The organism is Caulobacter sp. FWC2, from assembly GCF_002742625.1.
Lineage (GTDB): Bacteria > Pseudomonadota > Alphaproteobacteria > Caulobacterales > Caulobacteraceae > Caulobacter.
Genome location: NZ_PEBF01000001.1, coordinates 1,686,599 through 1,701,018 on the forward strand (window position 1 = coordinate 1,686,599; position 14,420 = coordinate 1,701,018).

15 protein-coding genes and 1 tRNA gene are annotated in these 14,420 nt (G+C 67.6%); 6 read left to right on the forward strand and 10 right to left on the reverse strand.

Annotated features, from left to right (window positions below; translation table 11 throughout):
- Entirely contained in the window at positions 1-1,506 is a 1,506-nt protein-coding gene (gene gatB, locus CSW62_RS08290) for an Asp-tRNA(Asn)/Glu-tRNA(Gln) amidotransferase subunit GatB (protein ID WP_099576749.1), read from the forward strand.
- A gap of 76 nt (positions 1,507-1,582) precedes the next feature.
- Here gatB and CSW62_RS26370 read toward each other — a convergent pair whose 3' ends face one another.
- Both CSW62_RS26370 and CSW62_RS08300 read right to left on the reverse strand, forming a co-directional pair.
- Positions 1,583-1,936, reverse strand: a complete 354-nt coding sequence (locus CSW62_RS26370; RefSeq protein ID WP_158235403.1) for a proteophosphoglycan 5 — start codon at positions 1,934-1,936, stop codon at positions 1,583-1,585.
- 191 nt (positions 1,937-2,127) lie between these two features.
- Positions 2,128-2,652, reverse strand: a complete 525-nt coding sequence (locus tag CSW62_RS08300; RefSeq protein ID WP_099576751.1) for an RcnB family protein — start codon at positions 2,650-2,652, stop codon at positions 2,128-2,130.
- A gap of 197 nt (positions 2,653-2,849) precedes the next feature.
- On the opposite strand from CSW62_RS08300, the gene CSW62_RS08305 reads away from it, so the two are divergent.
- A complete protein-coding gene (locus tag CSW62_RS08305; RefSeq protein WP_099576753.1) occupies positions 2,850-3,575 on the forward strand; it encodes a glutathione S-transferase N-terminal domain-containing protein in 726 nt (241 codons plus the stop codon).
- A gap of 172 nt (positions 3,576-3,747) precedes the next feature.
- A complete protein-coding gene (locus CSW62_RS08310) occupies positions 3,748-4,026 on the forward strand; it encodes a sel1 repeat family protein (protein WP_099576755.1) in 279 nt (92 codons plus the stop codon).
- 49 nt (positions 4,027-4,075) lie between these two features.
- Here CSW62_RS08310 and CSW62_RS08315 read toward each other — a convergent pair whose 3' ends face one another.
- On the reverse strand, positions 4,076-4,837 hold the full coding sequence (locus tag CSW62_RS08315) for a polysaccharide biosynthesis/export family protein (protein ID WP_099576757.1): 762 nt from the start codon (positions 4,835-4,837) through the stop codon (positions 4,076-4,078).
- 85 nt (positions 4,838-4,922) lie between these two features.
- Between CSW62_RS08315 and CSW62_RS08320 the strand changes: the two genes are divergently transcribed.
- Together CSW62_RS08320 and CSW62_RS08325 are read left to right on the forward strand one after the other, a co-directional pair.
- Positions 4,923-6,428, forward strand: a complete 1,506-nt coding sequence (locus tag CSW62_RS08320) for a GumC family protein (protein ID WP_099576760.1) — start codon at positions 4,923-4,925, stop codon at positions 6,426-6,428.
- A 74-nt stretch (positions 6,429-6,502) separates the two neighbouring features.
- Positions 6,503-7,204, forward strand: a complete 702-nt coding sequence (locus CSW62_RS08325; RefSeq protein ID WP_099576761.1) for a sugar kinase — start codon at positions 6,503-6,505, stop codon at positions 7,202-7,204.
- Positions 7,205-7,241: 37 nt separating this feature from the next.
- On the opposite strand, the gene CSW62_RS08330 is transcribed toward CSW62_RS08325, so the two are convergent.
- From CSW62_RS08330 to CSW62_RS08345, 4 genes are read right to left on the reverse strand one after another with little or no spacing between them, the layout of a single operon-like run.
- Positions 7,242-8,015, reverse strand: a complete 774-nt coding sequence (locus CSW62_RS08330) for a polysaccharide deacetylase family protein (protein WP_099576764.1) — start codon at positions 8,013-8,015, stop codon at positions 7,242-7,244.
- Entirely contained in the window at positions 8,015-8,944 is a 930-nt protein-coding gene (locus CSW62_RS08335; protein WP_099576766.1) for a glycosyltransferase family A protein, read from the reverse strand. The genes CSW62_RS08330 and CSW62_RS08335 overlap by 1 nt, the downstream gene beginning before the upstream one ends.
- Positions 8,941-10,380: a lipopolysaccharide biosynthesis protein gene (locus CSW62_RS08340; RefSeq protein WP_099576768.1), complete on the reverse strand. Its 1,440-nt coding sequence runs from the start codon at positions 10,378-10,380 to the stop codon at positions 8,941-8,943. Before CSW62_RS08340 ends, CSW62_RS08335 begins: the two co-directional genes overlap by 4 nt.
- A 10-nt stretch (positions 10,381-10,390) precedes the next feature.
- A complete protein-coding gene (locus CSW62_RS08345; protein ID WP_099576770.1) occupies positions 10,391-11,905 on the reverse strand; it encodes an exopolysaccharide biosynthesis polyprenyl glycosylphosphotransferase in 1,515 nt (504 codons plus the stop codon).
- Positions 11,906-12,037: 132 nt separating this feature from the next.
- Here CSW62_RS08345 and CSW62_RS08350 point away from each other — a divergent pair.
- Positions 12,038-12,128: transfer RNA gene (locus CSW62_RS08350), tRNA-Ser, on the forward strand.
- A 111-nt stretch (positions 12,129-12,239) separates the two neighbouring features.
- Here CSW62_RS08350 and CSW62_RS08355 read toward each other — a convergent pair.
- Genes CSW62_RS08355 through CSW62_RS08365 form a run of 3 tightly spaced genes read right to left on the reverse strand, consistent with a single transcriptional unit; the run spans position 12,240 to position 14,409 of the window.
- Positions 12,240-12,527: a DUF3325 domain-containing protein gene (locus CSW62_RS08355; RefSeq protein ID WP_099576772.1), complete on the reverse strand. Its 288-nt coding sequence runs from the start codon at positions 12,525-12,527 to the stop codon at positions 12,240-12,242.
- On the reverse strand, positions 12,524-14,083 hold the full coding sequence (locus CSW62_RS08360; protein ID WP_099576774.1) for a PepSY domain-containing protein: 1,560 nt from the start codon (positions 14,081-14,083) through the stop codon (positions 12,524-12,526). The genes CSW62_RS08355 and CSW62_RS08360 overlap by 4 nt, the downstream gene beginning before the upstream one ends.
- Positions 14,080-14,409, reverse strand: coding sequence for a hypothetical protein (locus CSW62_RS08365; protein ID WP_199170545.1), 330 nt, complete (start codon positions 14,407-14,409; stop codon positions 14,080-14,082). The genes CSW62_RS08360 and CSW62_RS08365 overlap by 4 nt, the downstream gene beginning before the upstream one ends.
- Between the last annotated feature and the right edge of the window lie 11 nt (positions 14,410-14,420).

Below are 14,420 nucleotides of genomic sequence, written 5' to 3' on the forward strand. Positions count from 1 at the left end.
ATGACTGAAGCAACTTCTTCCAAAACGATCCAAGGCCGCACCGGCCCCTGGGAAATCGTCCTCGGCCTCGAGGTCCACGCCCAGGTGGCCAGCAAGTCCAAGCTGTTCTCCGGCGCCGCCGTCGGTTTCGGCGCGGGTCCGAACGAGCAGGTCAGCCTGGTCGACGCGGCTATGCCGGGCATGCTGCCGGTCCTGAATGGCTTCTGCGTCGAGCAGGCGGTGAAGACGGGCCTGGGCCTGAAGGCGCAGATCAATCTGAAGAGCCGCTTCGACCGGAAGAACTACTTCTATCCGGATCTGCCGCAGGGCTATCAGATCAGCCAGTTCGACCAGCCGATCGTCGGCGAGGGCGTGGTGACGGTCGAGCGCGACGACGGCACGACCTTCGACGTGCGTATCGAGCGCCTGCACCTGGAACAGGACGCCGGCAAGTCGCTGCACGACCAGGATCCGAACGCGACCTATGTCGACCTGAACCGGGCGGGCACGGCGCTGATGGAGATCGTCTCCAAGCCCGACATGCGCACCTCGGAAGAGGCCGCCGCCTACGTCAAGAAGCTGCGGACTATCCTCGTCTACCTGGGCACCTGCGACGGTGACATGGAGAAGGGCAACCTGCGCGCCGACGTCAACGTCTCGGTCTGCCGCCCCGGCGACTACGAGAAGTTCCGCGAGACGGGTAGCTTCAGCCACCTGGGCACGCGCTGCGAGATCAAGAACGTCAACAGCTACCGCTACATCCAGCAGGCCATCGAGTATGAGGCCCGTCGCCAGATCGAGATCCTGGAAGACGGCGGCAAGATCGACCAGGAAACCCGCCTGTTCGACCCGACCAAGGGCGAGACCCGCTCGATGCGATCGAAGGAAGAAGCGCACGACTATCGCTACTTCCCCGATCCCGACCTGCTGCCGCTTGTCCTGGACCCGGTCTGGGTCAAGGACCTGGAAGCGACCCTGCCGGAACTACCGGACGCCAAGAAGCTGCGCCTGCAGAGCCAGTATGGGCTGTCGGCCTATGACGCCGGCGTGCTGATCATCGAGAGCGACCGCGCCGACTATTTCGAGGCCGCCGCCAAGGGCCGCGACGCCAAGCTGGTCTCCAACTGGGTGACCAACGAGCTGCTGTCCAAGCTGTCGGCGAACGGCCACGAGATCGCCAACTCGCCGCTGCCGTCGTCGGACATCGCCCAGCTGGTCGAGCTGATCGAGAACGGCACGATCTCGTCGAAGATCGCCAAGGAGGTCTTCGAGCACATGTGGGCCGGCGAAGGCCGTCCCAGCGAGATCGTCGAGAAGCGCGGCCTGGTGCAGATCAACGACACCGGCGCCATCGAGAAAGCCATCGACGACCTGGTCGCCGCCAATCCCGACAAGGCCGAGGCCGTGAAGGAAAAGCCGCAGGCGCTCGGCTGGTTCGTCGGCCAGGTGATGAAGGCCACGGGCGGCAAGGCAAATCCCGCCACGCTGAACGAACTGCTGCGCAAGAAGCTCGGCGTCGCCGAATAGGCTTCTCGACCAGCCAGACATGACGAGGGCCCGCGGTGGAAACCGTGGGCCCTTCTTCGTTGATGCGAACTTTGAATTATTGCGGCTGGGCCGGGGTCGGCTCTTCGGCCGTCTTCTTGTGCCTCTTGGCCTTCTTGGCGGCCTTCTCGTCGGCGGCGGGCGCGGTCTTCTCGTCGGTCATGGCCGGCGCCGTGGCCGAGGTCGGCGCGCCAGCGGAGTCGGCCGGTGTGGCGGTCTCGGAGGCCGGCGGCGCGGACGGCTCGGTCGTCGGCGCGACCGTCGAGGGATCGTTGGTCGGAGCCGGCATGGTCATGCTCGGCTGCGGATTGGCCGGAGAGGTCTGGGGCAAGGTCGTCTGAGCCAGGGCCGAGCCGGCATAGGCGGCGGCCGCCAGGGTAAGGGCGGCGGTGGTGATGCGCAGGGTCTTCATGGTGGGGACCGTGTTGCTTCAGCGTCGTTGTGTGACGCGAGGCCTACGCTGGCCCGTCAATGCGGTCGAAATGACTTCGCAATCGGGCGCTTGGGCCTCACTCGCGGCAGGGTCGAGGCGCTTGTGGCCGCAAAACGGCGTCCCAGGCAAAGCCCAGGACGCCGTCTCGATGCCGCAAAAGCAGGTCAGGTCTAGCGGTTGGCGATGACGTCGAAGATCAGGCCGGTCGCGATGGCGGCCAGGACGTAGTCATTGCCCGTACGGTACCAATAGTAGCCCCGGGGCGGCTGGCGCAGGCTATAGCGATAGTAATCGTTCACCACATAGCCGCCGCCGCGATAGTAGCTGGGCAGATAGGCGCCGCGACGCCACGAGGTATAGCCTGGGCGGAAGCCCGGACGGCCATAATAGGCGGGCGGCGGCGGGCCGTAGGACCAGCGGTTGTTATAGTAGTAGCCGTTGTGGCGGCCGCCGTCCCAACGGTCCCCGCGGCCATAGTCGCCGCGCCCGTAGTCGCCACGACCGCGATCACGGTCGTAGTCGCGACGGTCATGATCCCGGCCACGATTATAGTCCCGGCCACGATCATAGTCGCCGCGCCCGCGGTCATTGTGTTCCCAGCGGCCGCGATCCTGGGCGGCGGCGTCGGTGGCCGTCAGAGCCATCGGGCCCGCCACGGAGGCTACGGCGGCGATGGTGAGCAGCAGACGTTTCATCTCGTCTTCTCCTAGTGGTCGGGCGGCGCCTGCGAGACGTCGCCTAGAAACTTCCCTCGACCTTGAAACGCACGATCGCCCTGTTCGGCTGAACCCAGCCTGAACGCCGCCGTCAGGCTTTTACGCAAGGAAGCCTTGGCGGGGAGCGCGCGCGCGGCCATCTTCCGTCCCAGCAACGATAACGGGAGGGAAGGCCAATGAGCCGTCCGATCGAACTGCACTATTGGCCCACACCCAACGGCTGGAAGATCTCCATCGCCCTGGAGGAGATGGGCCTGCCGTACGAGATGATCCCGGTGAACATCGGGACCGGCGAGCAGTTCAAGCCGGAGTTCCTGGCCATCAGCCCCAACAACCGCATGCCGGCGATCGTCGATCCCGATGGTCCCGACGGCCAGCCGATCTCGATCTTCGAGTCTGGCGCCATCCTGCAGTACCTGGCCCGCAAGACCGGCCAGTTCTACGGCGAGACCGAGCGCGACCGCGTCAATATCGACCAGTGGGTGATGTGGCAGATGGGGGGCTTGGGTCCCATGGCCGGCCAGACCCACCATTTCCGCCAGTACGCCGCGTTGATCATCGCCGACCAGCGCCAGATCGCCTACGGCGCCATTCGCTACACCAACGAGACCCACCGCCTGTACGGGGTGCTCAACAAGCAGCTGGAAGGCCGCGATTTCATCTGCGGCCAATTGTCCATCGCCGACTTCATGAGCTGGCCGTGGATCGTGCCGTGGAAAAATCAGGGCATCATTCTGGACGAGTTCCCCAATTTGAGGACATGGTTCGAGCGCGTCGGCGCGCGCGAAGCGGTCCAGAAGGGCTTCAAGCTGGGCGCCGAATTGCGGTCCGCCGGCCTGCAAGCATCGGGAAAAGCGGCGGAAGAGGCCCGAAAAGTGCTTTTCGGCCAGCGTGCCCGTTAACGCTCTGTAGACTCGTGTTTACGTCCAGTAATCACCTTGAATAACTAGTATACTTGTTGTGGCGTTCATGATGTCCGCGCGCTTAACTATATGTTCAGTGGCGGTGGACTTTTCTTCTCTCAGGCTCTGATCCGTCAGAACGGCGGGGCGAGCTTGAGAGAGGAGACTAGCCATGATGATGATGCAAGAACCGCCAGCCGCCGTGGCGATGCTGCCGCTGCCGACCGCCGAATCCACCGGCGACGAACTGTTCCGCATGGGCCTGCTGTACTCGACCGGCCAAGGTGGCGCGCCGCTGGACTACGTGTCGGCGCACATGCTGTTCAATCTGGCCGCCATGCGCGGTTCGGTCGAAGCCAAGGTCTACCGCAAGGAACTGTCGCAGGAGATGGCCAGCGACGAGGTCGCCGAAGCCCAGCGTCAGGCCCGCCAATGGCTCGCCCACGGCTGAACCCAGCTGCCTGGGTTCGGACTGCTCGCCGGTCCTGTGGAGGACCGGCTCAGTTGCCGTTGACGTTGCCGTTGATCGCGTAGCTGAAGCTGATGGGCAGCAGGTCCCGGAAGTACTGCTGCATGAACAGACCCGCTTCCGACACGCCGCTGCGCGGCACGTAGACGATGTCGAAGCGCCGCAACGGCACCAGATCCGCGCCGCCCGCGCGCGTCAGGCCCGCCAGCAGGTCGACCGTCCGCATCATCGCCCGCCCGTCGGGGCCGCGACGAATGATCACCACCTGATTGCGCTTGGCGCCATTGGTGAACCCGCCGGCCTGGATGATGGCCCGCAACGCGTCGCTGTCGCCCGCCATGTCGAACACCCCGGCGTTCTTGACCTCGCCGCCGATGAACACCTTGAGCGGCGTGGCCGTCTTCACCGAAACCTGGATCTGAGGCCGCAACAGCGTGCCCGCATAGGCCTGGCTGATCGAGCCTTCCAACTCGTCGATGGTGCGATCGGCGGCCATCACCGGCGCGACCAGCGGCAAGGTGATGCGGCCGTCGGGCTGCACGACCACGGACTTGTTGAGTTCAGGAGCCGACGGCACGGCCACCTCGACCTCGTCGCCCGGGTAGAACCGGTACGACGGCTCGCTCTCGCTCCAGTCGGCGTAACCGATATTGGAGAAGTTGGCGGTCGGTCGGGGACCCGGGGTGATCGGTTCGGCGTCGATGTGCCCGCAAGCGGAAAGCCCGCCGGCCATCAGGACCACGGCCCAAATCGCCTTCAAGGGGACCATCTTGAGATGCGTGCGGCTCTGCATGCGACAAGTCTTAACAGGAATGGGTAACGAACCCTTAAGGCTGGCCGCTCCAGGGTGAGAGACAGATTGAACCGCCCGGATTCGAATGTCGACGAGCCCTTGGATCAGCGTACCGCACGACCCGCCGCCTCGCATGGCGGCGGGACGAGGCGGCGCGCGTCCCAAGTACGCCCCGGCCGACTTCGTCACCCTGCTGTGGCGCGAGCGTTTTCTGATGCTGGTCGTCTTCGTGGTGATCGTGGCGCTGGGCTTCGGCTTCGCCACCACGCTGAAGAAGAACTACACGGCCCAATCCAGCCTGTTCGTCCGCCTGGGCCAGGAATATGTCTACGAACCCCGGGCCGGCGACGCCGGTCGCGGCGCGGTGCCCAACAACGACGAAGTCATCCAGTCGGAAGCCGAGATCCTGGGCAGCGGCGAGCTGCGCGAGCGGGTGATCCGCAAGATCGGCTTCGCCAAGATCTTCCCACAGGCGGCTCGGAAGTACGCCGGCGCCACGCCGGAAGGTAAGCGCAAGCTGATCGCCGAGGGCCGCGACTCGATCGCCAAGAGCCTTAAGATCGAGACCGCGCCGGACAATTCGATCATCCGTCTGGCCTATCAGGACAGCGATCCCGAAATGGCCGAGAAGGTGCTCAACACCTTGCTCGAGGAATATCTGATCTATCGCCGCAGCCTGCTGATCGGCGGCGGCGACAACGTGCTGCAGCGGCAGCGCGATATTTTCTCGCAGAAGCTGGCGGACGCCGACACGGCCTATCAGTCGTTCCTGACCACCAACGACATCGGCGACTTCACCGCCCAGAAGACCACGCTGATCCAGCTGCAGTCCCAGGTCGAGCAGCAGAAGTATTCGGTCGACGCTCAGTTGCAGGACCGCGTGGGCCGCCTGGCCGCCGTCGAGGCGGAGCTGTCGCGCACGCCGGCCGAGTCGGTGCTATATCGCGACACCGACATGTCGGCCTCGACCAAGCTGGCCCAGCTGAAGCTGGACCGCGAAGGCCTGTTGGCCCGCTACACCGCTGGCGCGCCGCCGGTGCAGGACATCAACGCCCAGATCGCTCAGCTGGAAGCCGGCCTCGCCGCCGGTCGCACCAATGGCGAAGGCGCGCGCCGCAGCGGTCCGAACCCGATCTGGCAGACCCTGACCACCACCCGCAACGACCTGCGGGCCGAGGTCGCGGCCTTGCGGCAGTCGCAGGCGACCTATGCCCAACAGGTGACGGACGTGAATTCGCGCCTGCTGCGCCTGGCCGGGCTAGAGCCGCAATTCAACGAGCTGTCGCGCGACCGCGACGTCCTGTCCGCGAACGTGCGCGATTTCACGGTCAAGGAGCAGCAGGACGAAGCTCAGCGGCAGATGTCGTCCCAGAGCAGCGACAATATCCGCATCGTTCAGCGCGCCGTGGCCCCGTCGACCGGCAAGAGCCTGAAGAAGCCGGTGCTGATCCTGGCCGTCCTGTTCGCGGGCTTCGCGGCGCTGTGCGTCGGGCTGGTCCGCATGTTCACGCGCCCCGGCCTGCAGACGCCGGAATCGGCCTCGCGCACCCTGGGCGTGCCGGTCCTGGCAACGGCCGGGGTCAAACGGTGAGCGCTTTCGTCGCCTTTCGCCCCTAGGGTTAATATCGCAAGTTGCGATCTTCTGAGTACGTGGCGATTCGGTAGATGGTGGATTTGAACGTCGAGATGACGGAGTTGTGGGGGGCGCTTGGCGCGCCGCCCGCCGGACGTCCGCACGTCATCCAGTTCATCTCCGCGCGGCGCGGAGAGGGGACCTCGACGGTCGCCCGGGAGTTCGCCCGTTTCACGTCCCGTCGCGCAGGCCGCAAGACCTGGCTTATCGACCTGGATCTCGACAGCCCCAGCCAGTTTCGCGAGATCGCCGCCGATCCGAACCGCTTCGGTCCGCTGGGTCCGCCGGTGGCGGCCTCGCCCGACGGCTCGACCTTCTTCACCGTGCAGCCGCCCGCGCCGCGCGCCGAGGGCGGGGTCTGGCCGGACTCCAAATTCCTGACGGGCCACAGCGTCGGCGGTCCGAACCTGTGGATCACCCGATTCAACCGAGAGGCTCTGCGCGGCCGCCAGCAGGCCCACGTCATTCCGTCGGCGGACTATTGGCGGGCGCTGCGCAAGCACGCCGAGATCATCGTCGTCGACAGTCCTTCGCTGGACCGATCGCAGTCTGGGCCGAGCCTCGCCCAGCACATGGACCAGACGGTGATGGTGGTCTCGGCCGACCAGCCGGATGTGCGACAGCCGGCCATGCTGCGTGACGCCCTGACGGCGGCCGGCGGTCGCTGCGCGGGCATGTTCTTCAACAAGGTCTCGGTCACGCCGCCCGCCTTCCTGAAGGCCATCCTGCCTTAGCCGGCTCTCCGCCGCCCGAGCGCTGCCAAAGGCGCGGCTAGAGGCCGATCCGCTTGGCGCCTTCAGCGACCGTCACGACATCGAAGCCGTCCGCCACCGCGCGGTCGATCAGCCGCTCCAGCGCGCCCGTCGTACAGCCCCACTGGGAGGGCTCGTCCGCCACGTCGTGGGTGTAGAGGATGAGCCAGGCCTTGCGGGTCTTGGCCTTGTCCAGCCAGCCCTTGGCCACCGCCTCGCCGTCCTCGCCCTCGATGCCGACGGCCGGGGCCTGGTTGAGATCGGCCCCGTCGGCGATCAGGCCGTGGTGCAGGGCGCGCAGGGTCTTGAAGCGGCCGGCCAGGGCCGTCTTGGCCGGCGCGCCGACGTCGCCGTAGGGATAGGCGAAGCTGACCGGATCGCTCGCGCCCCAGGCCGCCAGGCTTTCGGCGTTCTGGTCGACATCGGCGATCGTGACGGCCTTCGATGACTGGCCGCAGTCCAGGTGCGAGAAGGTGTGGCAGGCGATCTCATGTCCGGCGTCGTGCAGGCGGCGAGCATCGGCGCCGGTGGCGAAGCGGCCCATCGGCCCGTCCCGTCCGGCCAGGCCCGCGGCGAAATAGTAGGTGCCGCGCAGGCCGCGCGCCTCCAGCGCCCTGGCCCCGGCCTCGCAGGCCGTGGCTGGCGCGTCGTCGAAGCTGAACGACACCATCGGCCGCTCCAGCGCCACCTTGGCCGGCCGGCGGTAGGCCAGGCGGATCAGCCGGCGGCGCAGCTTGCCCTTCAGGGTCCGGTCGGGCTCGTAGGCGTCGACCTTCTCGAATTCGACCTGCATCAGACGGCCTCTATGTAGAGCGACGCGCGGTACAGCCGCATGGCGAACGCGCGAAGGGAAACGGGGGCGGCCTCGGCCAGGGCGACGCGCTTCAGCATCGGCCGCCAGACGCCGCGCAGCGGGAAGGGCTTCAGGGCCTTGGCGACCTTGTAGCTGGGATAGGCGCTGACGATGTCGCGGTGGCTGGCCACGACGCGCGCGAAATTGGCCGCCGACTGCTCGTACTTGGCGGCCATGGTCGTCGCGGCGTCCAGGCCCAGATGGGTGGCGGTATTGTCGATGTGCAGGATCGGATGCTGGCGCACCACCCGCATCGCCCACTCGACATCCTCCCAGCCCCAGCCGGCGAAGCCTTCGTCGAAGCCGATGGTCTCGAAGACATCGCGACGGACCAGCAGGTTCGAGGTGAAGACGTGCTTTTCCGGCGCCTTGGCGCGCTCGGGCGCGGGCGTGCAGTCGCTCTTCAGCGCCATGGCTCTGTGCAGGGCGGTCTCGGGCCGCTGCGGCGTCTGGTCCAGGGTGAAGCCGCCGAACGCCACAGGCGCGCCGCTCTCGGCCACGGCGGCCCAGCGGCTGAGGAAGTCTGGGGTGTCGGGCAGCATGTCGCTGTCCAGGAACAGCAAGTGCTCGCCGCGCGCATGGCTGGCCAGGCGGTTGCGGCCCTTGGCGCGCCCCTCGTTGCTGGAGAGGCGCACGAAGCGGGCCGGGACGCGCAGCTTCTCGATACGGCGGGCGATGCGTTCGGCCAGGGCGTCATCGCCGCCGCCGTCGTCCAGCACCACGATCTCGGCGTGGGCGCCGGGATCGTCCAGCGCCTTGAGCAGGGCGCTGGGATCGTCGCGGAAGGTCGGGATCAGCACCGACAGGCGCGGTCGGGCGCTGGCCCAGGCGGCGTTCTCGATGCGGATTTCGGTGATGGGGGCGGTCATAGGGCAGGGGCCCTCCGACGAAGTAGACCAGAAACCTTGCCGCGCAGGCCGCCGACATCAAGGCCCAGCACGATCGCGCCATAGACCGCCGCGCCGACGCCGGCCTTCAGGGCCAGCTCCAGCAGGCCGCCGGGCGCGGGCAGGAGCCGCACCACCAGCGCCATGGCCACGCACGCGGTCCCGGCCTTGGCCAGCACCGCCCACGGGATCGGCAACGGGCAGGCGCGGCGGCCCAGGGCCCAGGCGGCGACGGCGCCAAGGCCGTAGCTGACCGTCGTGGCCCACAGGGCGCCGTCCAGGCCCAGGCGCGGGATCAGGACGAGGTTGAGAAGGACGTTGGCGATGGCCGGCGCGCTCATGCTGACGATCAGCAGAGGCGTCCGGCGCGCCAGGGTGAAGGCTTGCAGCAGATAGTAGGTGGTCACGCCCGACAGCCAGCCGCTGGCGGCGATCCAGGGCGTCACGTGGCTGGCTCCGGCTCGCAGGTCCTCGCCGATCATCAGCTCGGCCAGGGGGCGGGCGACAAGGGCCAGGCCGACGGCGGCGGGCAGGGTCAGCAGGGTCATGAAGCTGGCCTGTTCGTGGGCGGCCTCGGTCAGGGCCGACTGGCCGCCGCGCTCGAGCGCCGAGATCAGGGCGGGCGCGCCGGCCATGCCCAGCCAGATGAAGACCACGTCCAGCGTGCGGCTGCCCAGCGAATAGCCGGCGTGATAGACGCCGACCGTCGTCTCGTTGAGGAACACGCCCAGCAGCAGCCGGTCGGTGCTGGCCAGCACCAGGGCCAGGATCAGCGACAGGGCGACGGGCAGTCCGTAGGCGGCATAGGTTCTGGCCAGCGCCTTGTCGAACTTGCCGCCGACCATGTGCTTGAGTTCTCGCGGCAGGATCAGGGCCAGGCACAGCACCGAGATCAGGCCCGAACCCAGGCTCGGCGCGGCGCCGCCCAGGCCGGTGAGCGCCAGCGCCAGGCCCAGGGCGAAGCCGCCCGCGACCTGGATGATGGTCAGCACGGCCGCCCCCGAGACCTCCCCGGCGGCGCGGCGGCGCTCCAGGGCCAGCTTCATCAGGCTGCCGACCAGGATGGAGCCGAGCGCCGCGAAGATGGCGCTCTTGAGGGCCGCGTTCAGCGGCAGCGCCGCCACGACGACGCCAACGACCGGCACGGCAAGGGCCGCAATGATCCACAGGAGATAGAGCGTGGCGAAATGGTCGGCGATCCGGCCATCCTCAGCGCGGGTCGCCAGGAAGCGGGCCATGGACGCCTCGGTCCAGGCCAGCATGGCGGTCTGGGTCAGGCTGCCGACCGAGAAAGCCAGGGCGTAGACGCCGTACTGGGCCGGATCCAGCACGCGCGTGAACAGCACGATGGTGAGCAGCCCCACCACGCCTTGCACCACATTGACCGGCAGATAACCGAGGACGCCGCGCCAGAACATCGCCAGCCGCCTAGCGCACCGCCGACCGGTCCCCGAGCAGGCAGGGGATGGTCATGACGATGACGTAGAGGTCCAGCCAGAAGGACTGGCGCTCGATATATTCGACGTCGAGGGCCACGCGCAGGCGGACGCTCTCAGGCGTGTCGACGGGGCCGCGCGAGCCCTTGATGGCCGCCCAGCCGGTCAGGCCCGGCTTCATGCGGTGGCGGTGGGCGTATTCGGCGACCAGCTTGGCTGACTCGACGCCGCCGGTCTTCATGCCGATGGCGTGGGGGCGGGGACCGACGATCGACATCTCGCCGGCCAGCACGTTGAACAGCTGCGGCAGCTCGTCGAGGCTGGTCTTGCGGATGAACTTGCCGACCTTGGTGACGCGGTCGTCATTGGCGCTGATCTGGCGCGCGGCGTGGGCGTCGGCCATCTCGTGGCGCATGGAGCGGAACTTCCAGACCAGGATCGCCTCGTTGTTGAAGCCGTGTCGGCGCTGGCGGAAGAAGATCGGACCGGGGCTGTCCAGCTTGACCGCCAGGGCGACGATCAGCATGACCGGGCCGGCGACCAGCAGGCCCGCGCTCGCCACGACCAGGTCCTGGGCCCGCTTGATCCACGCCTGGCGCGCGCCGGTGGCGGCTCCCGACAGTTCGTTCTCGCCGCCGGCCACGATGCGGGCCAGGGCGGCGTCGTCCTCGGCGGGGCCGCCGACGTCGATGAAGAGGTTCACAGGATTGGGCAGCACGCCCAGCTTCTCGACCAGCTGGCGGACGCGGCCCTGGGCCGCCGACTCCACCGCGATCACCACGCGGTCGACATAGGGCATGATGCGGTGGTCGAGCAGGGCGGTGGTGTCGCCCAGCACCGGCACGCCCATGATGTTTCCGGGTGCGCGGTCCATGCGGTCGTCGAACACGCCCAGGACATTGGCTTCGCCCGTGCGAAGGGCCGCCCCGATCAGGCGCTCGGCGTTGGTCGTGGCGCCGACGACGATGATGTTGGGGGTCAGGCGGCCCAGCTGGCGGCCGCGCGCGATGATCGTCCACCAGGCGACGTGCAGGGCGGCGACGCCGGCCGTCGCGGCTAGCAGCGTCCAGACGACCGGCGCCTCGACGCCGCCCGACGGCAGCAGCGCCACGGCGGCGGCCAGCAGGCCCACGCCCAGCGCCAGGCCCGTCCGGGCCATGTGCCGCAAAAGGTCCTGCTTGCGCGGGAAGGCGTAGGCGCCGAGCATCCGCAAGGCGACCAGTCCGGTCACCGCCCACAGGCCGGCGACCAGGGGATGGTCCTCCAAGGTCAGCGCCAGCGCGACGCCAGCGGCGGTCAGGACGTCGACGATGCGGAAGGTGCGCGACAGGAGCCGCGCCTCGAGCCGAGCCCGCGACGGGATCAACTGTCCAGGCCGGAACGGTCCGCGCCGCGCCCGCCCCGGATCGCCGCTAGCGCCGCCCGAAACGCGCGTCCCCATTTCCGTTCCGCCCACGAAGGCGACAGCGGATTCGGCGGACGAAGCGGGGGAGGGGATCGGACGCATGGCACTCGTCGTTGGAAAAACCCTGTTCAACCTAGCGAGGCCGTCTGAGCACCGCGTTAACAGGCGAATTTTCCGCATAAGCGCCGTTGTCATCCTGAAGCGAACAGGCTATCCAGCCGCTCCCTCTCAGGAGGAGACGTGGCCGAGAGGCTGAAGGCACCGCTTTGCTAAAGCGGCATACCTCAAAAGGGTATCGAGGGTTCGAATCCCTCCGTCTCCGCCAACTTCCCATTCAACCTGCTGTTTTCATTGTAAGTATGCAGCTTTGATCTGAGCCGGCCCCACTTTTGGTCCCACTTCGTCAAGTTGGGCTGGGTCGATCTAGAGGAAAGCGTCAGCGCGATCGCGCTTGTCGGCGCGCCCGCAGTGTGAGGACGGCCACGACCAATACTGCTGAGATCGTTAGCAGACCGGCCCAAACTACGGCGCCGTAGGCTGGCCCATGGGCGATGGCCTGGATCAGGTAGGCCAGCACGATCCCCCCGTAGCCGCCGATCCGCATCGCCTGAATGATACGGCGCGGCAGGTCGCGGCCTAGCAGGTCGCGCTGGTGGCGGGTCAGGCTGAGGCACAGGGCCAGGAAGCTGACCACGCCCACGATCAGGGTGAGGAGCGCGATCATGCGGCGACCGCCTCCCGCCCCTTGGCCGGACGTTTGGCGGCGGCCTTGGGCTTGTGGGTGTGCGCTTTCCAGGCCGCCCAGCCGATCAGGCCGGCCAGGACCAGCAGGGTCAAGTCAAAGCCCGCGAACACCCGGTCGCCGCGCATCAGGCTGGCGAACAGATTGCGCGGGGTGGTCAGGGCGTTGACCACCGGCACGGCCGCAAACAAGATTGCGGCGGCGCCCAGGGCCTCGACCCAGGCCCGCTTGGCTGGCCGGGTTAGGGTCCAGACCAGCACCGCGCCCCAGGCGATGAACAGGCTGTCGACTTCCCAGTCGGCGCGGCGCGGCATTTGCAGCGGCAACAGGCGGTTGGCCAGAAAATAGACGGCGATGCCGGCCGGTAGACCGGCGATGGTGGCGATGTTCAGCCGTTCGACCAGCGAGAAGCCGAAGTGCGGCTTGGCCGGGTCAGCCAGGCGCCCGCGTCGCTTGACGGTCCACAGCACCAGGCCTGTGGCGATCATGGTCGCTCCGCCCAGGCCAGACAGGAAATACAGCCAGCGCAGCAGGCTCCTGGCGTAGCGACCGGCGTGCAAGCCGATCATCACGCTCTCGGTCTTGGCCGCCGCGCCGGCGTTGTTTGGGCTGGCCAGCAACGCGCCGCTGATCCCGTCGAACACCAGGGTCTCGCCCCGGTTGGCCATACGGTCGTTGCTGGAGCGAGTCAGGCTGACGCGGGCGTTGGCGTCGCCAGGATTTGTGATCGAGACATAGCCTATGCCGGCGCCGTTCCACTGGCTGCGGGCCGTTTCGAACATCGGGGCCAGCGGAGCCTGGGCGACGGAGCGCCCGACCCGCTCGACCGGCGGGGCGGAAGGGAAGGCCTGGTCGAAGAAGGTCGCCCGGTCCTTGTAGACCGCCGCGACGCCGAACGGCATGTACTGCCGGTCCAGGGTGACCAGACCCGTGTAGGTGATCATCAGATAGAAGGGCAGGGCGAGCACAGCGGTGACATTGTGGGCGTCCAGCCAGCTCCGCTGCCCCTTACCGAAACGCAGCGTGAAGAAGTCGACGAAGATCTTCTTGTGGGTGACCACGCCCGACAGGATCGCGACCAGCATGACCATAGCGCACGCCCCGACAATGTAGCGAGCCCACATCACCGGCAGGTAGTGCAGGTCAAAATGGAAGCGGTAGAGGAAGAAGCCGCCCTGGGTGGCGCGGGTCGTCACCTCGCGACCGTCACCGTCGAGGATCGCCTCGGTCTGGCGGCCTGTGGCGGGCGCGTGGGCCGGCGACTGCCAGTAGACCTGGGTGGCGGCGCTGCGGCGACCCGGCACGCTGATGAACCAACTCTGGGCGTTCGGCGAGGTTCGTTGCAGGAAGGCGATAGCGTTCTGGGTGGCGATCTCCGGGGAGGCGGCGGCGGTGATTTCAGGCTGCATCCAGCGGGTGATCTCCTCCTGGAAATAGGCCGCCGTGCCGGTGGTGAAGATGGCCAGCAGTATCCAGCCGACCACCAGGCCCGACCATGTGTGCAGCCACGCCATGGACTGCCGGAACCCGCCCTTCACAACCGGCCTCCCAGATGGATCGACAGCCACAAGACCGCGCCCAGCACCATCACGGCGCTGGTCATCCAGGCCCAAACGGTCAGGGTGCGACGGGCCGAGAAGGCCAGCAGGATAATGACCGCATAGATCGCGAACGAGGCCAGGGTGGCGGTCGTGGCCGCCTCGCTGGGGGCCATCGGTAGGCCCCGAGCCAGCAGACCGACCACCAAGCTAGTGACGAGGTAGCCGCCGGGGATCGCCGCCACGGCGCGCGCGGCGATGTCCAGCCTCTCGCGGGTTTCCAGGCTTTTGGCGGGACGAGCCCCCGCTGGCTTTACGCTCATCATGCCCCGCGATC

What these genes read in the sequence shown, in the direction of transcription:
- gatB (WP_099576749.1), top strand. Translation starts at nt 1, where the DNA reads ATGACTGAAGCAACTTCTTCCAAAACGATCCAAGGCCGCACCGGCCCC.
- CSW62_RS26370 (WP_158235403.1), bottom strand. Translation starts at nt 1,936, where the DNA reads ATGAAGACCCTGCGCATCACCACCGCCGCCCTTACCCTGGCGGCCGCC.
- CSW62_RS08300 (WP_099576751.1), bottom strand. Translation starts at nt 2,652, where the DNA reads ATGAAACGTCTGCTGCTCACCATCGCCGCCGTAGCCTCCGTGGCGGGC.
- CSW62_RS08305 (WP_099576753.1), top strand. Translation starts at nt 2,850, where the DNA reads ATGAGCCGTCCGATCGAACTGCACTATTGGCCCACACCCAACGGCTGG.
- CSW62_RS08310 (WP_099576755.1), top strand. Translation starts at nt 3,748, where the DNA reads ATGATGATGATGCAAGAACCGCCAGCCGCCGTGGCGATGCTGCCGCTG.
- CSW62_RS08315 (WP_099576757.1), bottom strand. Translation starts at nt 4,837, where the DNA reads ATGCAGAGCCGCACGCATCTCAAGATGGTCCCCTTGAAGGCGATTTGG.
- CSW62_RS08320 (WP_099576760.1), top strand. Translation starts at nt 4,923, where the DNA reads ATGTCGACGAGCCCTTGGATCAGCGTACCGCACGACCCGCCGCCTCGC.
- CSW62_RS08325 (WP_099576761.1), top strand. Translation starts at nt 6,503, where the DNA reads ATGGTGGATTTGAACGTCGAGATGACGGAGTTGTGGGGGGCGCTTGGC.
- CSW62_RS08330 (WP_099576764.1), bottom strand. Translation starts at nt 8,015, where the DNA reads ATGCAGGTCGAATTCGAGAAGGTCGACGCCTACGAGCCCGACCGGACC.
- CSW62_RS08335 (WP_099576766.1), bottom strand. Translation starts at nt 8,944, where the DNA reads ATGACCGCCCCCATCACCGAAATCCGCATCGAGAACGCCGCCTGGGCC.
- CSW62_RS08340 (WP_099576768.1), bottom strand. Translation starts at nt 10,380, where the DNA reads ATGTTCTGGCGCGGCGTCCTCGGTTATCTGCCGGTCAATGTGGTGCAA.
- CSW62_RS08345 (WP_099576770.1), bottom strand. Translation starts at nt 11,905, where the DNA reads ATGCGTCCGATCCCCTCCCCCGCTTCGTCCGCCGAATCCGCTGTCGCC.
- CSW62_RS08355 (WP_099576772.1), bottom strand. Translation starts at nt 12,527, where the DNA reads ATGATCGCGCTCCTCACCCTGATCGTGGGCGTGGTCAGCTTCCTGGCC.
- CSW62_RS08365 (WP_199170545.1), bottom strand. Translation starts at nt 14,409, where the DNA reads ATGATGAGCGTAAAGCCAGCGGGGGCTCGTCCCGCCAAAAGCCTGGAA.